Here is a 19,675-nt window from a genome sequence, read left to right on the forward strand (position 1 = left end):
GGACTCAGCCAGCAGTAGCCCGCAACCGGGCCACATCCCGAATCGGCGGCGCGCCATACAGCCGGCTGTATTCACGGCTGAACTGCGACGGGCTTTCATACCCCACCCTGTAGGCCGCCACCGCCGCCTCGAGCCCGTCGTTGAGCATCAACCGCCGCGCCTCCTGCAGGCGCAGCTGCTTCTGGTACTGCAACGGGCTCATTGACGTCACGGCCTTGAAGCGGTGGTGCAAGGTCGACGTGCTGAGGTTGACCTCCCGGGCCAGGTCTTCGATGCGCAGGGGCAACTGGTAGTTATTGTTCAGCCAGGTAATGGCCTGGCAAACCCGGTGAGTCTGGCTGTTGGCCAAGGCAATCTCATATAGCCGGCAACCCTGCGGCCCACGCAGCAGGCGATAGAGAATCTCGCGGCGGAACAGCGGCGCGAGCATGGCGATGTCGCGTGGGGTGTCCAGCAGGCGCAGCAGCCGCAGCAAGGCGTCGAGCAATGCGGCATCGGTCCTTTCCACATACAGACCACGGCCCGAGGGCCGGTTGGGTACCAGCATCGGCCCGCTTTCGGCGATCAGCTGGCTGATCTCGGCCGGGTCCAGGTCCATGCGCAGGCCCAGGCTCGGGTTCTCCGGGCTGGCGTCGAGCCTCACGCCACTCAGCGGCAGGGTCACCGAGACCACCATGTAGTGCAGTGGGTCGTAGGCATACTGCTCGTCCCCGAGGAACAGGCTTTTGCTGCCCTGGGCAAGGATGCACAGCGCGGGTTGGGCCAAGGTCGGCACCGAGCGCACGTTCTCGGTGTAGCGCACCAGATACAAGTCATCAATGGCCGATGCCGGGCCATGGGGGTCGCCGGCATGGCGGCGGATCAGCTCGGCCAGTTCCTGGCGCTGCAATTCCAGGGGCGGGTCGATGGACGTGGCGGTGGTCATGATGGCGTTCCTCTACTGACCGACGCAGCATAGGTTTGGGCAAAGACGGGCGCTAGTCGAAAGCTGCACGCCGCTTGCCTGATCCTGCCGCGCTGTAGGATCAGGCAAGCGGCGAGCAGTAATGGCCTAACGCGCCGCGCGTGTGAGCCCCTAACCTTGGCAGCCTGGCTTTTCCGTCCGCCTGCTTCAAGGAGATTGTGCAATGACCCTAAAACAACCGGTCACCCATCTTGCTTTCATCCGTGCCAGCAGCGGGCGCTCGGCAGAGCTGGGCGCGCGCCTGCGCGACCTGCTCGAGCCCTCGCTGCGTGCGCCGGGTTGCCTGAGTTTCACCGTGCAGCGCTCCCAGGCCGATGCCGACCTGTGGTTGCTCAGTGGCAGCTGGCAGGATCAGCAGGCGATGAGTGGCTACTTTGCTTCGCCGACCCTTGAAGTGTTCGGCGAGCTGGTGCAGGCGCAGGTGGTCAGCAGCCTGGACTTGCATACCTTCGATTGAGGGTGGATGAGGTAAAGTGACGCCCTTGTTCAACCAAGCGGATAGCATCATGGCACGTAGGGAATTCACTCATTTCGAAGCGGTATCGGCGATGGTGCCGGTGGACGGTGGCGGCTACAACGCGGCCATTGCGGTCAAGGCCCTGGCCATGGGCGGCGCGCCGCGCTTTCACAAGGTCCTCGACGGGCAGGTGTTCAAGGGTGCTGTGGCCGCCGACGAAGCGGCCACGGCCGAGCTGCAGCGCCTGCAAGGCGTCAGCGAAGAGGGTGAACTGATCTGGTGATCAGGCCGGCGGGCGGCCCATCTTGAACAGGTTGCCCAGCTCGAAATAGTCCGCCGGGCCACCGCCACGCAGGATCGGTTCGGCGGCCGCGGTATCGTAGATGCCGTTTTTCAGCAGGTGCTCGGCAATGTGCACCGCCACCACCTCACCGAGGATCAGCCAGCTGGGCACCAGTGCCTGGTCGGCCCGCTTGAGCTGGACGATCTGGCTGACCTTGCACTCGAACGCCACCGGAGCTTCGCCTACGCGGGGCACGCTGACGATGCTCGACGGCGTGGCGGTAAGGCCGCTCAATTCAAACTCGCTCACTTCGGCAGCAACCGGCGCGCAGCTCTGGTTCATCTGCTCGGCCAGTGGGCGGGTGGCCAGGTTCCAGACGAATTCGCCGGTCTGCTCGATGTTGTTCAGGCTGTCTTTGCGCCCGACGCTGCAGAAACCGATGATCGGCGGGATGTAGTTGAAGGCGTTGAAGAAGCTGTAGGGCGCCAGGTTCAGGCGGCCTTCGCGGTCATGCGAGGAAATCCAGCCGATAGGGCGGGGGCCGACGATGGCGTTGAACGGGTCGTGGGGCAGGCCGTGGCCTTTGGCAGGTTCGTAGTAATACATCTGTGCTGGGCTTGTTGGCCCTACCTCCTGGTGGACAAGGTGCCTAGTGTGCCAAGCCTGTGCTCGCCTGCAAATGATCAAGCCCGGCCGAAGCCGGGCTGGGTGCTCGCATCAGGTATTAGCTGATGCGGTGGGCGTTGGTGCGGTCAAAGCCGTCTTCGGCGAAGCGTTGGCCACCGGTACGGTCGAAGCCATCTTCAGCAAAACGCTGGCCGCCAGTGCGGTCGAAACCGTCTTCAGCGAAACGTTGGCCTCCGGTGCGGTCAAAGCCGTCTTCAGCGTAGCTGGCGGACTGAGTTTGAGCCGCGGCAAAGGTGTGTGCGCTGGTACGGTCGAAGCCATCTTCGGCGAAGGCACCCGCTGCGAAAACCGAGAGGGCGAGGGTGAGGATCAGTTTGTTTTTCATGGTCGTTGCTCCGGGGTTCGAGAAGTTGTTTGTTTCTATGGGTTTAATCATACGCCGATTAATTTGATTAAAAAGCGCAAAAAATAGCGTTTAAAAATCGAATAAATCGATGTATTTGCGCAGGCTTCGCGTGGGTCAGGCAGCGGTGTTATTCAGTTTCCGCAAGCCCTCGCGTTGTCGTTTCGTCAGCCATCGCAGCTTGAAGGTCGGGAATTAAAGGGGTGTTAACAGCGAAGTATCTTGTTTCAAAGCGCGACTTCCTCACCAAACCCCATGAAAAGGGCGGCCTGGACTTCGGCACAATCGGTTCGTCGGCCGTGCTGGGCGGGGTGCTGCTGGTGCTCGTGTTGATGGCCACCTGGTACCAGCGTCGGGAACCGCGCCAGGTGTTGGAGATGTCCTGAACAGGCTCTGAGGCACGAGTGAGCCGATTAACTGAGCTATTCGGCTCACAGGATGAGCCGAATAGGATTTTTAATCGGCTCACAGCGAGATGAGTGTTGATCGAACAAATGAAAAGGGCGCACCTGGAACGGTGCGCCCTTTTCATTTCAGCAGCTTCAGATTCACTCGGTAGTAATCCGCGAGTGTTGCTTGGTGTCCTTCATGGTCGCGTAAACCAGCAGCGAGCAGGCAATACAGCCGGTGACGTACCAGTAGAAGCCGCTTTCCATGCCTGCGCTCTTGAACCACAAGGCCACGTACTCGGCGGTGCCGCCGAAGATCGACACGGTCAGGGCGTACGGCAGGCCCACGCCCAGGGCGCGAATTTCCGTTGGGAACAGCTCTGCCTTGACCACGGCATTGATCGAGGTGTATCCGCTGACGATGATCAGCGCCGCCATGATCAGGAAGAATGCGCCCCACCAGGTCTGGATGGTGTGCAGGGTGCTGAGGATCGGTACGGTGAACAGGGTGCCGAGCACACCGAAGGCGATCAGGATCGGACGTCGGCCGATTTTGTCCGACAAGCCACCGATCACCGGCTGCAGGCACATGAACAGGAACAGGGTGGCGGCCGAGATGGTGGTCGAGTCGCTGATGCTCATGCCCACGGTGTTGACCAGGTACTTCTGCATGTAGGTGGTGTAGGTGTAGAAGGCCAGGGTGCCGCCCATGGTCAGGCCGACCACGGTCATCAGCTCCTTGGGGTGGCGCAGCAGGGTGCGCATCAGGCTTTCCTTGGCCTTTTCCTTCTTGGTGAACGAGGCGGTTTCTTCCATGCCGCGACGCAGGTACAGGGCCACCACTGCGCACAGTGCACCGATCACGAACGGCACGCGCCAGCCCCAGGCATACAGCTGCTCTGTGGTCAGGGTCTGCTGCAGGACAATCAGTACCGCCAGGGCGATGAGCTGGCCGGAGATCAGGGTCACGTACTGGAAGCTGGAGAAGAAGCCACGGCGTTCCTTGCTGGCCATTTCGCTGAGGTAGGTGGCCGAGGTGCCGTACTCGCCGCCCACCGACAGGCCTTGCAGCAGGCGTGCGATGACCAGCAGGACCGGTGCGGCGACGCCGATGGTTTCGTAGCCCGGGGTCAGGGCAATGACCAGCGAGCCGGCGCACATCAACAGTACCGATGCCATCAGCGCAGCCTTGCGGCCTTTGCGGTCGGCGTACAGGCCCATCAGCCAGCCACCGATCGGGCGCATGAGGAAGCCCACGGCGAAGATCGCGGCGGTATTGAGCAATTGTGCGGTGGAGTCACCGGCCGGGAAAAAGGCCTTGGCGAAGTACAGCGAGAATGCGGCGTAGACGTACCAGTCGTACCATTCGACCATGTTGCCGATGGACCCGCTGAAGATCGACTTCAGGCGGCTGGCGGTGGTTTTTTCCGCGGCGGGCGCAGTGGCCGCCCCGGCGGGCAGGGAGGTGGCGTTATCCATCAGGGATACCTTCTCGTTGTTTTTGTGGAGCGCGCCGTGGCGCAGCTTGCCATGGCAATTGCAGAAGGTGTGCCAAATGGGTGCAGGCTGATTCATTTGAGGGCAGAACCGCGTGATAGCTGGCTTGTAGGAGCGGCCTTGCGTCGCGATGGGCTGCAAAGCAGCCCCAGGATCGTTGGAAATAAGCGGATTCTTGCCGATCAGCCATTGCAGGTAAGCGGAAATCCGCTCATTCGCGCCCGACAAACTCCTCGCGCGCCAGCCCATGCCGCTGCATCTTTTCGTTAAGCGTACGCCGCGGCAGCTGCAACGCCTCCATCACCGACTTGATCTCGCCCCCATACTGGCGCAAGGCTGCGCGCAGGCATTGCGCCTCGAACGCTTCCATCTGTTCGCCCAGCGACTGCCCGGCAGGTGCCACTTCGATGTTCGGCGAGCTCAGCCCCAATGCATGGCGCTCCGCCGCATTGGCCAGCTCCCGGACGTTGCCTGGCCAGTCATGGGACAGCAGTTGTGCCAGTTGTACACCCGACAGCAGCGGGGCGGCACGGCCCAGCTTTTCGCCTGCGGCGCGGGCAAAGTGCTCGAACAGCAGAGGAATGTCCTCACGCCGCTCACGCAGCGGCGCCAGGCGGAGCTCGGCCACATTCAGGCGATAGGCAAGGTCTTCGCGAAAGCGCCCGGCGCGAGCCTCTTCGAGCAGGTCGGGCTTGGTCGCGGCAATGACACGCAGGTCGACGCTGATGCTCTGGTTGGCACCCAGGCGCTCCAGCTTCTGCTCCTGGATCACGCGTAACAGCTTGGCCTGCTGCGCCAGCGGCATGCTCTCGATTTCATCGAGAAACACCGTGCCACCGTTGGCGTACTCCAGCTTGCCGATGCGCTTGCCCTGGGCGCCGGTGAAGGCGCCGCTTTCATGGCCGAACAGCTCGGCCTCGAACAGCGACTCGGGAATGGCCGCGCAGTTGAGTGCGACGAAGGGTTTACCGGCGCGAGGGCCAAAATCGTGCAGGCAGCGGGCCACGCGCTCCTTGCCACTGCCGGTTTCGCCACGGATCAGCACATTGACGGGCAGGCTGGCCAGCTCCAGTACTTGTCGGCGCAGCTGTTGCAGGCCCTGTGACATGCCCAGCAGCGTGCCTTCCAGGCGTGACTTGAGGTCTGCCTGTTCGTGCAGCCGGCGGTTTTCCAGCACCAGCTGGCGCTTTTCCAGGGCCCGGCGCAGGCTGCCCAGCAGGTGCTGCGGGGTGAAGGGCTTTTCGAGGAAGTCGTAGGCACCGCTGCGCATGGCTTCCACGGCCATCGGCACGTCGCCGTGGCCCGTCAGCAAGATGACGGGCAAGTCGGGGTCGTCCGCCTGCAGGCGTTCGAGCAATTGCAAGCCATCCATGCCGGGCATGCGCACATCGCTGATGATCACCCCGGGAAAGTGCCGCGGCAGGTGTGCCAGGCACTCTTCGGCGCGTGCGAACAGTTGCACGCTGAAGCCGGACAGGCTCAGCCATTGCTCGACCGCAGTGCGGATACTGGCTTCATCATCGACGACGATCACTGAATTCAACATACAGGCTCCAGGTCACGGGGCAGGGTAAGGCTCAGGCGTGCACCACCTGGCAGGTTTTCGGCCTGCAGCTGGCCACCGGCCTCGTGGACGATACCGTAGGAAATGGCCAGGCCCAGGCCCAGGCCTTCGCCCACCGGCTTGGTGGTGAAGAACGGGTCGAAGACCTTGGCCAGGTCGGCCTCGGCAATGCCGCCCCCCGAATCCAGCACACTCAGGCGCCACCGCTCGCCCTCGGGTTCGATGCGCACCTCCAGGCGTTTGTAGCGCTTGTTGGCCATGGCGTCGAGGGCATTGCGCAACAGGTTGATCAGCACTTGCTCCAGGCGAATGGCATCGCCGCGTACCCAGGCCGGGCGCGCCAGGTACAGGGCCACCTCTACCTCTTCGCTGCGAATGCGGGTTTCCAGCAGGTGCAGGGCCTGGTCGACCACGGTGGCCAGGTCGAGGCGCTCGCGCAGGCCGACCGGGCTGTTGCGGGCAAAGGTTTTCAGGTGGCTGGTGAGCGCGGCCATGCGCGTCAGCATCTGCTCCAGTGGCTCCAGGGCCTGGCGCGCCTCGTCATGGCGGCCATGGTCGAGCAGCAGGCGCAGGGTTTCCAGTTGCATGCGTTGGGTGGTCAGCGGCTGGTTGATTTCGTGGGCCATGGCGGCCGACATCTGCCCCAACGCCGCCAGCTTGGCTGATTGCACCAGGCCCTCTTGAGCCGTGCGCAGTTCGCGGGTGCGCTCCTCGACCTGGCGCTTCAGCTCCTCGCGGCTGCGCTGGCGAAGACGCGCCAGGCGCAGGCGCTGGCTGACGAACAGCGCGGCGAACACCAGGCTCAGCCACACGGCGGCGGCGCCCAGGGCGGCATTGCGGCCGTCGGCAGTGACCTGCGGTTTGCGCAGCAGGTGCAAGGTCCAGTTTTCGCCTTCCAGTGGCAGGCTTTCCCACAAGTATTCGGCGCTGCCCTCGGGGCCTTGCACGCGGCTAAGGGTACTGTTGGCAGCAAAGCGCGTCAGCACCTGATGCTGCAACGGCACCAGCGGTTGTTTGTCGTACTGGCGGGTTTCGGCAAGCTCGGCACGGTCGGCACCACTGAGCGGCTGCAGCTCGCGGTAGCGCCAGCCGTCCTGGTTGGCGATGAAGGTGATGCCGCGAGCGTCGCTCACCAGCAGGATGTCGCTGCCCTGGCGCCACTCGCGTTCAAGTTCCGGGAACTCCAGCTTCACCACCATGGCACCGAGGAAGCGGCCATGCTCGTCGTTCACCGCACTGGCGAGGAAGTAGCCCGGCACGCCACTCGTCACGCCCACGGCGTAGAAGCGGCCACTGCCCTGGCTGCGGGTTTGCTTGAAGTAGGGCCTGAAGCCGTAGTTGGAACCGACGTAGCTGCTGGGCAGCCGCCAGTTGCTGGCGGCGATGGCCAGGCCGGTGCGGTCGAGCAGTTCGAGCGTGGAGGAGTTTGCGGCGCCGTTGATGCGTTCAAGCTTGCGGTTCAGGGCGTCCTGCACCTGTTCGCTGACCGGGTCGCGCAGGGCGGCGATCAGCTCCGGGTCCAGCGCCAGCACGGCGGGCAGGGCGCGGTAGCGGTCGATCAGGGTATGCAGGGTATTGGCGTACAGGCCCAACTGCTGGCTGGCACGCTGGGCGTCGTCTTCCATGGCCTGGCGCTTGGCCTGGTGCATGGCCCAACCGGCAATGAGGGCGGTACCCAGCACGATCAGCAGGGTGATCAGCCCCAGACGCAGGGCGCGAAAGGAAAAGGGCATTGGGGCGGATCCGGTAATGGGGTATCGGGCCCGGCCCCTTCGCGGGCTTGCCCGCTCCCACAAGTACTGCACAGGCCTCTTGGGCTGTGAGTATTCTGTGGGAGCGGGCAAGCCCGCGAAAGGGGCGGTACAGGCGACCTTCAGTTACAGCAGTTCGAAGCTCTGCTGCTGCACCGCCTGGGAATCCAGCCCGACCTGGACATTGAATTCACCTGGCTCGGCAACCCGCTGCAGCTGGCCATTGTAGAACTTCAGGTCTTCCTCGCTGATGCGGAAGATCAAGGTGCGCGACTCGCCCGGCTTGAGCATCAGTTTCTGGAAATTCTTCAGTTCTTTGACCGGGCGGCTCATCGACGCCGACACATCCTGCAGGTACAGCTGCACCACGGTCTCGCCTGCCACCTTGCCGGTGTTCGTCACCGTCACCCTGGCCTCCAGTGTGTCGCCGCGCTTGAGGTCCTTGTTCGAAAGCTTCAGGCCCGACAGCTCGAAGCTGCTGTAGCTCAGGCCATAGCCAAACGGGTACAGCGGGCCGTTGGGTTCTTCAAAGTACTGCGAGGTGTAGTTGCCCGGCTTGCCAGGGGTGAAGGGGCGACCGATGCGGGTGTGGTTGTAGTACATGGGAATCTGCCCGACCGAGCGCGGGAAGGTGATGGCCAGCTTGCCGGACGGGTTGTAGTCACCAAACAGCACGTCGGCGATGGCATTACCGCCTTCGGTGCCGGCGAACCAGGTTTCGAGGATGGCGTCGGCCTGCTCGCGCTCCCAGCTGATCGACAGCGGCCGGCCGTTCATCAGCACCAGTACCAGCGGCTTGCCTGTGGCCTTCAGGGCCTTGATCAGTTCGCGCTGGCTGGCCGGGATTTCCAGGGTGGTACGGCTCGACGACTCGTGGGACATGCCGCGGGACTCGCCGACCACCGCCACCACCACATCGGCTTGCCTGGCCGCCTTGAGCGCTTCATCGATCAGCACCGCAGGCGGGCGCGGGTCGTCGACGATTTCCGGGGCATCGAAGTTGAGGAAGTTCAGGTAATCGAGGATGGCCTTGTCGCCCGTGACGTTGGAGCCTTTGGCGTAGACCAGCTTGGCCTTGCCTTCCACGGCGCGGCGCAGGCCTTCGCGCACGGTCACCGAGTGCACCGGTTTACCGTCGGCGGCCCAACTGCCCATCATGTCAATCGGGGCATCGGCCAGTGGGCCGACCAAGGCAATGGTGCCAGCCTTTTTCAGCGGCAGGGTCTGGTTGCGGTTTTCCAGCAGCACCAGGCTGCGGCGTGCCACGTCACGCGCAGCTTCGCGGTGCAGGCGGTCGTTGCCGTAATAGTCCTTCAGGTCGGTTTCGGCTTTGCCGATGCGCACGTACGGGTCCTTGAAAAGGCCCATGTCGTACTTGGCGCCAAGCACTTCGCGTACCGCCTGGTCCAGTTCGCGCTGGGTCACTTCGCCGGACTTCAGCAGGCCTGGCAGCTCTTCGCCGTACAGGGTGTCGTTCATGCTCATGTCGATGCCAGCCTTGATCGCCAGCTTGGCGGCTTCACGGCCGTCGCGGGCGACGCCATGACGGATCAGCTCCTGGATGGCGCCGTGGTCACTGATGGTCACGCCTTTGAAGCCCCACTCCTTGCGCAGCAGGTCGTTCATCAACCAGGTGTTGGAGGTGGCCGGCACACCGTTGATCGAGTTCAGTGCCACCATCACCCCGCCAGCACCGGCGTCGAGCGCGGCGCGGTAGGGCGGCAGGTAGTCGTTGTACATTTTCGGCAGGCTCATATCGACCGTGTTGTAGTCGCGCCCGCCTTCCACTGCACCGTACAGGGCGAAGTGCTTGACGATGGCCATGATGCTGTCGGGGTTGGCCGGGCTGCTGCCCTGGAACGAACGCACCATCACCTGGCCGATTTTCGAGGTCAGGTAGGTGTCCTCGCCGAAGCCTTCGCTGGTACGGCCCCAGCGCGGGTCGCGGGCGATATCGACCATGGGTGCGAAGGTCATGTCCAGGGCGTCGGCGGAGGCTTCGATGGCTGCAGTGCGGCCCACCTTGGCGACGGCGTCCATGTCCCAGGTGGCGGCCATGCCCAGGCCGATCGGGAAGATGGTGCGTTCGCCGTGAATGGTGTCGTAAGCGAAGAACATGGGGATCTTCAGGCGGCTGCGCATGGCCGCGTCCTGCATCGGGCGGTTTTCGGGCGCGGTGCGCGAGTTGAAGGTGCCACCGATGCGGCCGGCGGCAATTTCTTCGCGGATCTTTTCGTGGGGCATTTCCGGGCCGATGCTGATCAGGCGCAGCTGGCCGATTTTCTCGGCTTCGGTCATCTGGCTGATCAGATGCTCGATGAACGCCTGCTTGTCCTGCAGGGGCGGGGCATAGGGGGCGGCAAGGGCCGCCTGACTGGCAAGGCCCATGGCCAGGCCCAGCAAAGACAGTTTCATCATCAATTCCGTTGTGGGGCCTCTGCCGTATCCAGGGTGATACGCGCGCGGCCGAAGTTTTCAGGCGGCTATTGTTGTACGATTCGCAGGCTTACTTTCCAGCAGCGGATTATGCCTGAATATGTCGCCTGCGGATGAAGCCCCGAGTGCCGGGACAACAACTATAAGAACGCTCAAGAGACCGACGGCATGACCCCCTTCGACGAGTACCATCAACGGCAGATTGCCGAAGCCATTGCGCGCGCTGAACGGCGCACCGATGCCGAACTGGTGACGGTGCTGGCCCGCCGTGCCGACGATTACGCCTACTGGCCGTTGTTGTGGGCCGCCGTGCTGGCGTTGGCGGTGCCGGGCCTGTTGCACTGGCTGCTGGGCTGGCCCGGCGTGCGAGGCTTGCTGGTGGCCAACGTGCTGCTGTTCGTCGGCTTGTGCCTGCTGCTGCGCAACCCGCGTCTGGCCAGCTGGCTGATCCCCCGTGCCCTGCGTCGCTGGCGTGCTTCACGGCTGGCCCGCCAGCAGTTTCGCGAGCAGAACCTGCAGCGCACCGCAGGCGCCACGGGTGTGCTGATTTTCGTCAGCGAGGCGGAGCGGCATGTGGAAATCCTGGTCGATCGGGGTATCGAACACTGCCTGGATGCCGAAGCCCGGGCAGCGATCGGAGCGCGCTTTGCCGAACAGGTGCGCCAGGGCCGGACGTTGCAGGGCTTTGTCGAGTGCATCGAGGCGTGTGGCGAGCTGCTTAGCCAGCACGTGCCGCCAACCCATGCCCGTAACGAGTTGCCCAACCGGCTGGTGATTCTCGATTGATTCGGATCCGCCTGGCTTGACGCCTTCCCTGTGGGAGCGGGTTCACCCGCGAATGCTGCCTAGAGGCCACCGACGCATTCGCGGGTAAACCCGCTCCCACAGGGTGTAGAATGCGCTTCCCGCTATTCGAGGCACCGTTTCTCCATGTCCGCCAGTACTTCCGCCCCCTCCGCGCCGGATGCGCGCGCTCAGTTTCTCGACCTGCTGAACGCCGCCCTGCACGGCGATACCTTGGTCAAACTGGTGCTGGCGCGCCATGTCGGTGCCGATCAGACCTTGCAACGGATCATCGCCAAGCCGCTGCAGGTCAAGGGCCAGCCGTGCCTGTCGCTGGTCTACCGCCACCAGACCCGCGACATCACCCGCAACCTGCCGCTGGACCAGGCCCAGGCGCTGGTTGCCGAGCTGCTGCCAGACAGCTTCCGCAACGCCCACCTGTTCGATGCTGACGGCGAAGTGCAACTGACCTTCAGCAAGAAGGGCAAGCCGATGCTGCAGCGTCACGGCGCACAGGCACCGCGTGAGGTCACTGCCGGCAGCGGCCATGACCGCGAGAAGAAGCGTTACCTGGAGTTGTCTCGCCCGTTTTTGCGTGACCTGGGCGTAACCGATGCACAAGGCGCGTTGATTCCGTCGATGTCGCGCAAATGGAAGCAGATCAACAAGTTCATCGAGGTCTTCGACCACGCCCTGGCCAGCGCCCCGGTGTCGGCCGAGCAGGCACTGCGGGTAGCCGACTTTGGCTCGGGCAAGGGCTACCTGACCTTCGCCATGCACGATTACCTGCGCAACAGCCTGGGCCGCGATGCACAGGTCACTGGCGTAGAGTTGCGCCAGGACATGGTCGACCTGTGCAACACCGCTGCCGCACGCCTGGAGCACCCGGGCCTGGAGTTTCAGTGCGGTGACGTGCGCAGCGTGGTGCCAGAGGCCATCGAGGTGATGATCGCCCTGCATGCCTGTGACATCGCCACCGACTACGCCATCCATACCGGCATCCGCTGCAACGCCGCGATCATCATGTGCTCGCCGTGCTGCCACAAACAGATCCGCCCGCAGCTGCACAGCCCGGGGTTGCTGCAACCCATGCTCCAGTACGGCCTGCACTTGGGCCAGCAGGCTGAAATGCTGACCGACAGCCTGCGCGCGCTGTACCTGGAAGCCTGCGGTTACGAGACCAAGGTGTTCGAGTTCATCTCGCTGGAGCACACCAACAAGAACAAGATGATTCTTGCGGTGAAGCGGCAGAAGGGGGGAGACAACGGGGCGTTGCTGGAGAAGATTGGCCAGCTCAAGGCTTTTTATGGGGTGCAGGAGCATTGCCTGGAGACGTTGCTGCGGGCGGATGGGTTGCTCTGACGGCAACCCCCAGCAAGCCTGCGCGCGCGCTCCTGCTGGGAGCGTGCTAGCGTCGAGTGGCTGGTAGCTCGATCGCCAAATCTGCCAGCCCCAACGGATGCGTACTGGCATCAAAGAAATGCACCTTCGTCCCCGCCAGATCCCCGAACCGATCAATATAGTGTTGCTTCTGGTTGATCACCGAAGCCTCGCTCAGTGGCCTTATGGCAATCGACAGATGCTTTGGCCGCGCCTGTCGGATAGCTTCGAGCAGGTGCTGGTCGCTGCTGTCCAGATGCTGCCCGAACAGGCATAGCCCCTGGCTCTCCTGTGCCAACTGCCCCAGGCACCAGCCCAGGTAGTCCGAGTTGCGGATGGCGCGCAGTTTTTCGTCGCTGCGGTCTTCGTTGACGAACAGCGGCACCTCGCCAGGGATATTTACCGCAAAGCCATCGAGCAGCTCGGCGTTGTCGGCGCTGCGTTGGCGGGTGGTGCCGTCGGGCAGCTTGAGCAGGTGCAGGCCGCCGTGCAGGTGCAGCACCCGGGTGCCTTCGCTGCGGGTGCGGCGCACATCGAAGAAGCCTTGCTCGTCGAACAGCTCGGCAAAGCCCTGCGGAGCGTGTTGTACGGACCAGGGCAGCAGCAGGTCGTAGTTGCTGGTGTAGACGCTGCGGTAGCCGCGCAGGGCCTGGTTGAGGGCTGCCAGGGTGGTGGCCGGCATCAGTGACCACGGCAGGTGCACCGTGCGCACGGCGTGAATCAACGCTTCCTTGATCGAGTAGTAGCGGTTCAGCGGCGCGGTGGAGTTGATGGCCAGCGCGGCGTTTGCGCGCACGGTGGTGTTCAGGGTGCTGAGCACGGGTTCGAACAGCTCTGTGGCCAAGGATTTGAACAGCGCCTGGTCACTGACCGCCAGGCCTTTCTTGCGACCGGCGCGTTGCGCTTCCTCGAACAGCGAGAAGTAGCCGAACGGCTTCCACACTGCGCGGCTGGCACCGTTGCCCAGCAGCAGGGCGTCGCAGGGGTGGCGGGCAGCGAGTTCTGGCCAGGGAGTGAGGGTGGCGTCAAGTGCGGGCATGCTGGGTTCCGTAGGGTGGAGCGGAGAACGGGGGGGACTTTAGCATGTCATGCAGCGTGAGCGAGGGTTGGTGTCCTGCCAACAGCCTTGTGTTACCTGGACTGGCCCTATCGCCGGCAAGCCAGCTCCCACAGGTACGCCATAGCCTGTGAACCCTGCATCGTATCTGTGGGAGCTGGCTTGCCGGCGATAGGGCCAGTGGCAATAAAACACCTCGTTAGCCCTGCTCGGCAACCGGCACACTGCGGCTCCGGTTACGCCACACCCGGTACGCGCGAATCCCGGCCCGTACAGAACCAAACAGCAGCTTGTCTTCCATTTCCCGCGCCATCCCCGAGCGCACCAGCATGCGCAGAAACGTACCCCGGGCGCGTGCGATGGCAAAGAAGATGCCCTGCGCTGTCAGGGTGTCGCGTACTTCACGCAGGGCAGCGATGCCGCTGACGTCGATGTTGGTGACTGCTTCGGCATCGAACAGCACGGCCTTGGGCTGGTGCTGGCTCTGTACCGCCTCGAGCAGGCGCATCTTGAAGTAGTCGGCGTTGAAGAACAGGATCGCGTCGTCGAAGCGGTACACCACCAGCCCAGGCACGGTACGCGCGTCCTTGAATTTGCGGATGTCGACCTGGCCTTCGGTGCCCGGCAGCCAGCCCAACACGGCATCGGTGGGCTGGTAGATGCTGTACAGCAGGCGCAAAATCGCCAGGGTGACGGCAAACACGATACCGGGCAGCACGCCCAGGCCCAGCACGCCCGCCGTGGTCAGCAGGCACAGCCAGAACTCGAAGCGGCTGAGACGCCTGATGCTACCCAGCGACTTGATGTCGATCAGCCCCCAACCGGCCATCAGCAGCACGGCGCCCAGTGCAGCCTGCGGGATCCACGCCATGGGCGCGGTGAAAAACAGCAGGATCAGGGCGATGACCAGTGCCGCGATGATGCCTACCAGCTGGCTTTTGCCACCGACCATGTCGTTGACCGCCGTACGCGAGTCGGCGCCGCTGATGGCAAAGCCTTGGGAGACCCCGGCGGCCAGGTTGCTGACGCCCAGGGCGACAAACTCGTGGTTGGCGTTGATCGCATAGCCATGCCGGGCGGCAAAGCTGCGCGCAGTCAGCATGGCACTGCAGAAGCTGACGGTGGCAATACCCAGGGCGTCGCGCAACAGGCTTTTCATTTCCTCCAGGTTGCTGTGCGGCCAGGCCAGCTGCGGGATGCCGGCAGGTACCGGGCCGAGGACGGCAACGCCGAAGCGGTCAAGGCCGAACAGCCCGGCCAGCAGCATGAACAGCGCCACGACCGTGAGGGCTGCAGGCAGGCGCGGGTAGCGCCGCGGCAGCCAGATCAGCAGGCCCAGGGCGGCCAGGCCGATGAGCAACGTGACCCAGTGAATCTCGCCCAGGCGCTGGAAGAAGTTGATCAGGCTGAGGATGAAACCGTCGCCTTCGATCTTGAACCCCACCACCTTGGACAGCTGCCCGGCGATCAGGCTCAGGCCGATGCCGTTGAGGTAGCCGATCAGGATTGGCCGCGAGAAGAAGCTGGCGATGAAGCCGGCACGGGCCAGGCCGGCGGCAATCAGCATTACGCCAACCAGCACGGTGACGATCACCGACAGTTCGACGATGCGTTGCGGGTCGCCCATGGCCAGCGGTGCCACAGCACCGGCGATCATCGCGCAGGTGGCGGCGTCGGGGCCGACCATCAGTTGGCGCGAGCTGCCGATCAAGGCATAGACCATCATGGGCAGAACGCAGGCGTACAGGCCGTATTGTGGTGGCAGGCCGACGATTTGCGCATAGGCGATGGCGATGGGGATCTGGATCGCCGCGACCGAAAGCCCGGCCTGCACGTCGGCATGCAGCCACTCACGGCGGTAATGCAGCAGGTTGGCAAGGCCCGGTAGCCAGCGGGAAAGAAACATACGTCATCCTTTCGAAATGTTTCACGAATCCATTGAGCATATTCGCCACAAGCAGTTTCGCTTGCGCGCGAATGCACCCGCAGCGCATTGAAGCGGATCGGCAGGCAAATGGCCATGGGCCAGGTCAACGTGGGGGACAGAAACGAAAAAAGGAGCCAAGGCTCCTTTTGACTGCGATGACGTTGCTGGAACGTCATGCTGGAATGCGATGTGGAGCGGGTAGAGGGAATCGAACCCTCAACTAAAGCTTGGGAAGCTTTCGTTTTGCCACTAAACTATACCCGCGTCTGCGCAGCACTTTTTACCAGAACCCTTCACGAATTAGAAGCCCAAGTTATAAAAAAGCTTGTCGGCACCCCATAGCCTGCGGATATCAGCTACAGAGTGCCGAGGCGCTCAGATGGCCAGTGCATGCTGCCCCTGTTGAACGTGCTGGTAGCGTTGACGAGGTTCACGCACGGTCGGCTTGAGGAAACCAAGCAAGACGCTGCGGGTGTTTTCGCAGGCGGTCTTGTTTTCCATATCGAGGAAATGCCCCGCCTCGCGGATCACGCTGAACTGGCTTCTGCCCACATGCTTGCCGAACTGCCGGGCATCTTCGACCGTGGTGTACTCGTCGCGGGCGCCGTTGACGAACAACACCGGGATGTCGATGTTGCGCGCACCCTCCAGCGCTCGCTCCAGGTCGTGTTGCAGCACCTGGTTGATGTGGAAGTGCATCTGCGCGTACTCATGGCTGTCCAGGCTGCTGACGTGCCGGTAGTTGAAGCGCTTGAACAGTGATGGCAGGTGCTTGCCGATGGTGTCGTTGACCAGGTTGCCGACCTGATACCGGTCGCAGGCGGCCAGGTACTGGCAGCCACGGTCCAGGTAGTCGCGCATCGGCTCGTTGATCACTGGCGAGAACGAACTCACCACAGCCTTCTTCACGTTCCGCGGCTGGTGCGCCAGCGCCAGCAGCGTGCTTGCGCCACCCCACGAGAACGACATCACGTGGTCTGCCTGGAAGTGCTCGATCAGTTCAAGGAGGATATGCGCCTCGGTTTCCTTGCTGATCAGACGTTCCTGACGGTTGTGGGGCTTGGACTTGCCGGCATACGGCTGGTCGAACAGCACGATGTTGAACTGCGGGTGCAGGTTACGTACCGTCTGGGCGAACGAGGCGGTGGTGGCCAGCGAACCATTGATCAGGATGATCGTATTCTCGGCCGCATCCGCGCGATAGAACTCCGTGTAAACCCGGTACTGACCTTGGATATCAAGTACAGCGATTTCTGGCCTCATGTCATCGACTCCTGGCGCAAAAAGGGTATTCGCGTCACCTAGGGTGCACGTTCTTTATGACAGGTAGGCATTTGCCTGAAGAGAAACCGGGGGCCCTGTGTCGATCCTTGGCACTTGCGTCGACGGTATTGTTTTTGGCGGGCAATTCGCCGTGCCCCAAGGCATCGAGGCCTTGGGTAGCCGGCAAAAAGTGTCTTCGACTGCGGGCGTGACTTGCTAGTCACATGCAGACTGACGATTTGGATTCAAGCAGTGGCTCGCGGATCGCGCAAGTGCCGTTCGGGGAGAAATGTGACTTTTGTAGCTGAGCGGTCGTATGGCGACCCTGTAATGTCTGCCCAGGCCTAGACAGTGGCTATCTCGGCCGCCGTCAGGTCTCGGAACTCCCCCGGCGCCAAACTCGTGTCCAGCCGGATGGCCCCCATGCTTTCCCGATGCAACCCCACCACCTTGTTGTCGAAGAACCCGAACATGCGCTTGACCTGGTGGTAGCGCCCTTCGACGATCGCCAGCCGAGCCTGGCGCGGACCGAGGATATCCAGCTGGGCGGGCTGGGTAGTCAGGTCTTCAAATGCGAAGTAGAAGCCCTCACGGAACCTGGCCACATAGTGCTCGCCAATTTCATCCTCGGTTTCTACCAGATAGTGCTTTGGCAGCTTGGTGGCAGGCTGGGTCAGGCGCCGTGACCACTGGCCATCGTTGGTCAGGATCATCAACCCGGTGGTGTTGAAGTCCAGGCGCCCGGCAATGTGCAGGTCATCGCGAAGCGCTGTTGGCAGCAGGTCGAGCACCGTGGGGTGTTGCGGGTCCTGGGTGGCGCTGACGCAACCCTGTGGCTTGTACAGCATCAGGTAACGCGCGGGGCGGCCCGCCTGGAGCAACTGGTCGTCCAACTCGACACGGCTGAATTCACGCACCTCGGCCAGCGGGTCGCTGACAACCTGGCCATCCACCCGCACACGGCGTTGCGCCAGCATCAGGCGAACTTGCTGGCGGTTGTGGCTGGGGAGGTTGGCGAGGAAACGGTCGAGGCGCATTGGAACAGGTCAGTGGGGAGTGGTTGATCGGAGTTGCTCTTCAACGGCAGCGCAACGCGGGCACAGGCAGGCTTTGTCCCGCAACTCGGCGGGCAGGGCCTGCAGCACGGCCGGGTCGATGGTCACACCGTAGCACCAGCAGGCCTGGGTAGCGCGGCGCGGGTCGGCCAGGCTGCATTGGTTGAGGGCACCGCAAGCGGGGCAGTGTTGGCTGTCATTCATGGCGGGTTTCACTGCAGACGCGGTTGCGGCCGGCCTGCTTGGCACGATAGAGCGCACGGTCGGCGCGGGTCAGCAGGGCGTGCAGGGTATCCCCGGGCTGCAGGCTGCTCAGGCCGATGCTGGTGGTCAGGCGCAGCGGCTGTTCTTCGTAGCTGAAGGTCAGCTGTTCAGTGCGGCGACGGATTTTTTCCGCCACCTCGATGGCCTGCCGGCCTTCGGCTTCACGCAGCAGCACGATGAATTCCTCACCGCCCCAGCGGCACAGTATATCCGACTGGCGCAGGCTGCCCTGCAGCACATTGGCAAATTGGCGCAGCACTTCGTCGCCTGCCAGGTGGCCATGGGTGTCGTTCAGTGCCTTGAAGTGGTCCAGGTCGATCAGCAATGCCACCAGCGGCCCACTGTCGCGCTGGGCTTCGTGCAAGGCCTGGGCGGCGAGCAGGTCGAAGCTGCGCCGGTTGGGCAGGCCGGTGAGGCTGTCGAGGGTGGCCAGGGCCTCGGTGCTGGCCTGATGACGGCGGACCATGGCATGCACCAGTGCCAGCACCACCAGGGTGATCATCGCGCAGATGGCCAGGTTCAGGTACAGGGAGTGGCGGATGCGGTCGAGGGCGCCGGTTTCGCGCTTTTCCACCAACAGGTACCAGTCCAGTTCGGGCAGGTGGCGCACGTTGAGGAAGTGGCTGTGGTTGTCGCTGTCGCGGTATTCGTGGCTGCCTTCACCGGGCACCAACTGCTCGGCCAGTACGTCGTTCAGTTCGGGGTTGTCGCTGAGCGGCTGGCCGACCCGCAAACCATGCGGGCCACCTTCCGAGCCGGTCATCAGCACCTTGCCCTTGGCGTCGGTGAACAGCACCGAGCGCTGGTAGCGGCGCTGATACTGGTCGATCAGCTTGACCACCGACGATACGCTCAGCCCGACACCGGCGGCACCGATGAAGCGGTGCTGGTAGTCATGTACCTGGTAGTTGATGAACACAGTCAGGCTGTCCTGGTTGGCCATGTCCAGATCGACGTTGATCTCATAGGGGGCTTTGAGGTCGCGCAGGCGGAAATACCAGGCATCGCGCCAGGTGCCGGGTTCTACCTTCTTGAGCACGCCTTTGGCCTGGTAGTAGGTGAGGGTGCGGTCAGACACGAAAAACGACGTGAAGGTGTCCTGCTTGCCCATGACTTCGCCAAGGTAGCGTGTCATGCGCTCGGTATCCTGCTCGCCGGACAACACCCAGTCGCGCAGGAAAGTGTCCTGGGCCATCATCGAGGCGATCAGCACCGGGCGGATCAGGTCTTTCTGGATCTCTGAGTAGACCGTGTCGGACGTCAGCGGCAGTTCGGTATTGATGATGCCGTCGCGGATGGCGCTGCGCGAGGCGAAGTAGCTGAGCAGTGAAGTGGCGAGGAAGCCGCAAGCCAGGAGCACCAGCAGGGTAAAGATCAGCGAGCGCTGCGAGAACAGAGCGGAACGTAACGGCATGATCTTCCCGTGATGTGTGCCAGGGTGCCCATTCTAGTGAGATGACCGGCAAATGACTGCAAGTTTTTCAGGGTTATCGCACCTGTATCAAATTATTGCAGAAATGGCACTGCACCTCGGCTTCACGGTCTTATTCAGTGTCGATGAACGCATTCCGCATC

18 protein-coding genes and 1 tRNA gene are annotated in these 19,675 nt (G+C 63.1%); 5 read left to right on the plus strand and 14 right to left on the minus strand.

Annotation, left to right across the window (positions count from 1 at the left end; all coding sequences use genetic code 11):
* Positions 1-4: 4 nt before the first annotated feature.
* Complete coding sequence (locus JOY50_RS14495) at positions 5-925, minus strand: AraC family transcriptional regulator (RefSeq protein ID WP_019472703.1); 921 nt, start codon at positions 923-925, stop codon at positions 5-7.
* Between the two features lie 202 nt (positions 926-1,127).
* On the opposite strand from JOY50_RS14495, the gene JOY50_RS14500 reads away from it, so the two are divergent.
* Positions 1,128-1,421: a putative quinol monooxygenase gene (locus JOY50_RS14500; protein WP_003251976.1), complete on the plus strand. Its 294-nt coding sequence runs from the start codon at positions 1,128-1,130 to the stop codon at positions 1,419-1,421.
* 16 nt (positions 1,422-1,437) lie between these two features.
* Complete coding sequence (locus JOY50_RS14505; protein ID WP_132842261.1) at positions 1,438-1,704, plus strand: hypothetical protein; 267 nt, start codon at positions 1,438-1,440, stop codon at positions 1,702-1,704.
* Here JOY50_RS14505 and JOY50_RS14510 read toward each other — a convergent pair whose 3' ends face one another.
* Positions 1,705-2,310: a flavin reductase family protein gene (locus tag JOY50_RS14510; protein WP_019472705.1), complete on the minus strand. Its 606-nt coding sequence runs from the start codon at positions 2,308-2,310 to the stop codon at positions 1,705-1,707.
* Positions 2,311-2,428: 118 nt separating this feature from the next.
* Positions 2,429-2,716 (minus strand): hypothetical protein, encoded by a 288-nt coding sequence (locus JOY50_RS14515; protein ID WP_054833436.1) that lies wholly within the window; start codon positions 2,714-2,716, stop codon positions 2,429-2,431.
* Positions 2,717-2,937: 221 nt separating this feature from the next.
* On the opposite strand from JOY50_RS14515, the gene JOY50_RS14520 reads away from it, so the two are divergent.
* Positions 2,938-3,120, plus strand: coding sequence for a hypothetical protein (locus tag JOY50_RS14520; RefSeq protein WP_138737402.1), 183 nt, complete (start codon positions 2,938-2,940; stop codon positions 3,118-3,120).
* A gap of 162 nt (positions 3,121-3,282) precedes the next feature.
* Here the strand turns inward: JOY50_RS14520 and JOY50_RS14525 are convergent, their stop codons facing one another.
* The 4 genes from JOY50_RS14525 to bglX form a co-directional block, all read right to left on the minus strand.
* Positions 3,283-4,602 carry an MFS transporter gene (locus JOY50_RS14525; RefSeq protein ID WP_138737401.1) on the minus strand — a complete coding sequence of 440 codons (1,320 nt, stop codon included), beginning with the start codon at positions 4,600-4,602 and terminating at the stop codon, positions 3,283-3,285.
* Between the two features lie 229 nt (positions 4,603-4,831).
* Entirely contained in the window at positions 4,832-6,166 is a 1,335-nt protein-coding gene (locus JOY50_RS14530) for a sigma-54 dependent transcriptional regulator (RefSeq protein ID WP_132842254.1), read from the minus strand.
* On the minus strand, positions 6,160-7,917 hold the full coding sequence (locus JOY50_RS14535) for an ATP-binding protein (protein ID WP_138765968.1): 1,758 nt from the start codon (positions 7,915-7,917) through the stop codon (positions 6,160-6,162). Before JOY50_RS14535 ends, JOY50_RS14530 begins: the two co-directional genes overlap by 7 nt.
* A gap of 144 nt (positions 7,918-8,061) precedes the next feature.
* Positions 8,062-10,353: a beta-glucosidase BglX gene (gene bglX, locus JOY50_RS14540; protein WP_243055456.1), complete on the minus strand. Its 2,292-nt coding sequence runs from the start codon at positions 10,351-10,353 to the stop codon at positions 8,062-8,064.
* A gap of 186 nt (positions 10,354-10,539) precedes the next feature.
* Between bglX and JOY50_RS14545 the strand changes: the two genes are divergently transcribed.
* Both JOY50_RS14545 and JOY50_RS14550 read left to right on the plus strand, forming a co-directional pair.
* The gene (locus tag JOY50_RS14545; protein ID WP_019471781.1) at positions 10,540-11,157 is read left to right on the plus strand and encodes a TPM domain-containing protein; all 618 of its coding nucleotides are present in this window, start codon (positions 10,540-10,542) and stop codon (positions 11,155-11,157) included.
* Positions 11,158-11,301: 144 nt separating this feature from the next.
* Positions 11,302-12,516, plus strand: a complete 1,215-nt coding sequence (locus JOY50_RS14550) for an SAM-dependent methyltransferase (RefSeq protein WP_138737398.1) — start codon at positions 11,302-11,304, stop codon at positions 12,514-12,516.
* A gap of 46 nt (positions 12,517-12,562) precedes the next feature.
* On the opposite strand, the gene JOY50_RS14555 is transcribed toward JOY50_RS14550, so the two are convergent.
* The 7 genes from JOY50_RS14555 to JOY50_RS14585 form a co-directional block, all read right to left on the minus strand.
* The gene (locus tag JOY50_RS14555) at positions 12,563-13,573 is read right to left on the minus strand and encodes a DUF4917 family protein (RefSeq protein WP_243055457.1); all 1,011 of its coding nucleotides are present in this window, start codon (positions 13,571-13,573) and stop codon (positions 12,563-12,565) included.
* A gap of 217 nt (positions 13,574-13,790) precedes the next feature.
* Positions 13,791-15,497: a SulP family inorganic anion transporter gene (locus tag JOY50_RS14560; RefSeq protein WP_243055458.1), complete on the minus strand. Its 1,707-nt coding sequence runs from the start codon at positions 15,495-15,497 to the stop codon at positions 13,791-13,793.
* A 211-nt stretch (positions 15,498-15,708) separates the two neighbouring features.
* Positions 15,709-15,782: transfer RNA gene (locus JOY50_RS14565), tRNA-Gly, on the minus strand.
* A 111-nt stretch (positions 15,783-15,893) separates the two neighbouring features.
* On the minus strand, positions 15,894-16,781 hold the full coding sequence (gene phaG / locus JOY50_RS14570; protein ID WP_019471776.1) for a (R)-3-hydroxydecanoyl-ACP:CoA transacylase: 888 nt from the start codon (positions 16,779-16,781) through the stop codon (positions 15,894-15,896).
* 344 nt (positions 16,782-17,125) lie between these two features.
* Positions 17,126-17,818, minus strand: coding sequence for a pseudouridine synthase (locus tag JOY50_RS14575; protein WP_132842236.1), 693 nt, complete (start codon positions 17,816-17,818; stop codon positions 17,126-17,128).
* Between the two features lie 9 nt (positions 17,819-17,827).
* Positions 17,828-18,040 carry a cysteine-rich CWC family protein gene (locus JOY50_RS14580; RefSeq protein ID WP_019473058.1) on the minus strand — a complete coding sequence of 71 codons (213 nt, stop codon included), beginning with the start codon at positions 18,038-18,040 and terminating at the stop codon, positions 17,828-17,830.
* Positions 18,033-19,514 carry a sensor domain-containing diguanylate cyclase gene (locus JOY50_RS14585; protein ID WP_138737395.1) on the minus strand — a complete coding sequence of 494 codons (1,482 nt, stop codon included), beginning with the start codon at positions 19,512-19,514 and terminating at the stop codon, positions 18,033-18,035. Before JOY50_RS14585 ends, JOY50_RS14580 begins: the two co-directional genes overlap by 8 nt.
* Positions 19,515-19,675 lie beyond the last annotated feature (161 nt).

This window comes from Pseudomonas sp. BP01 (assembly GCF_022760795.1).
GTDB lineage: Bacteria > Pseudomonadota > Gammaproteobacteria > Pseudomonadales > Pseudomonadaceae > Aquipseudomonas > Aquipseudomonas putida_Q.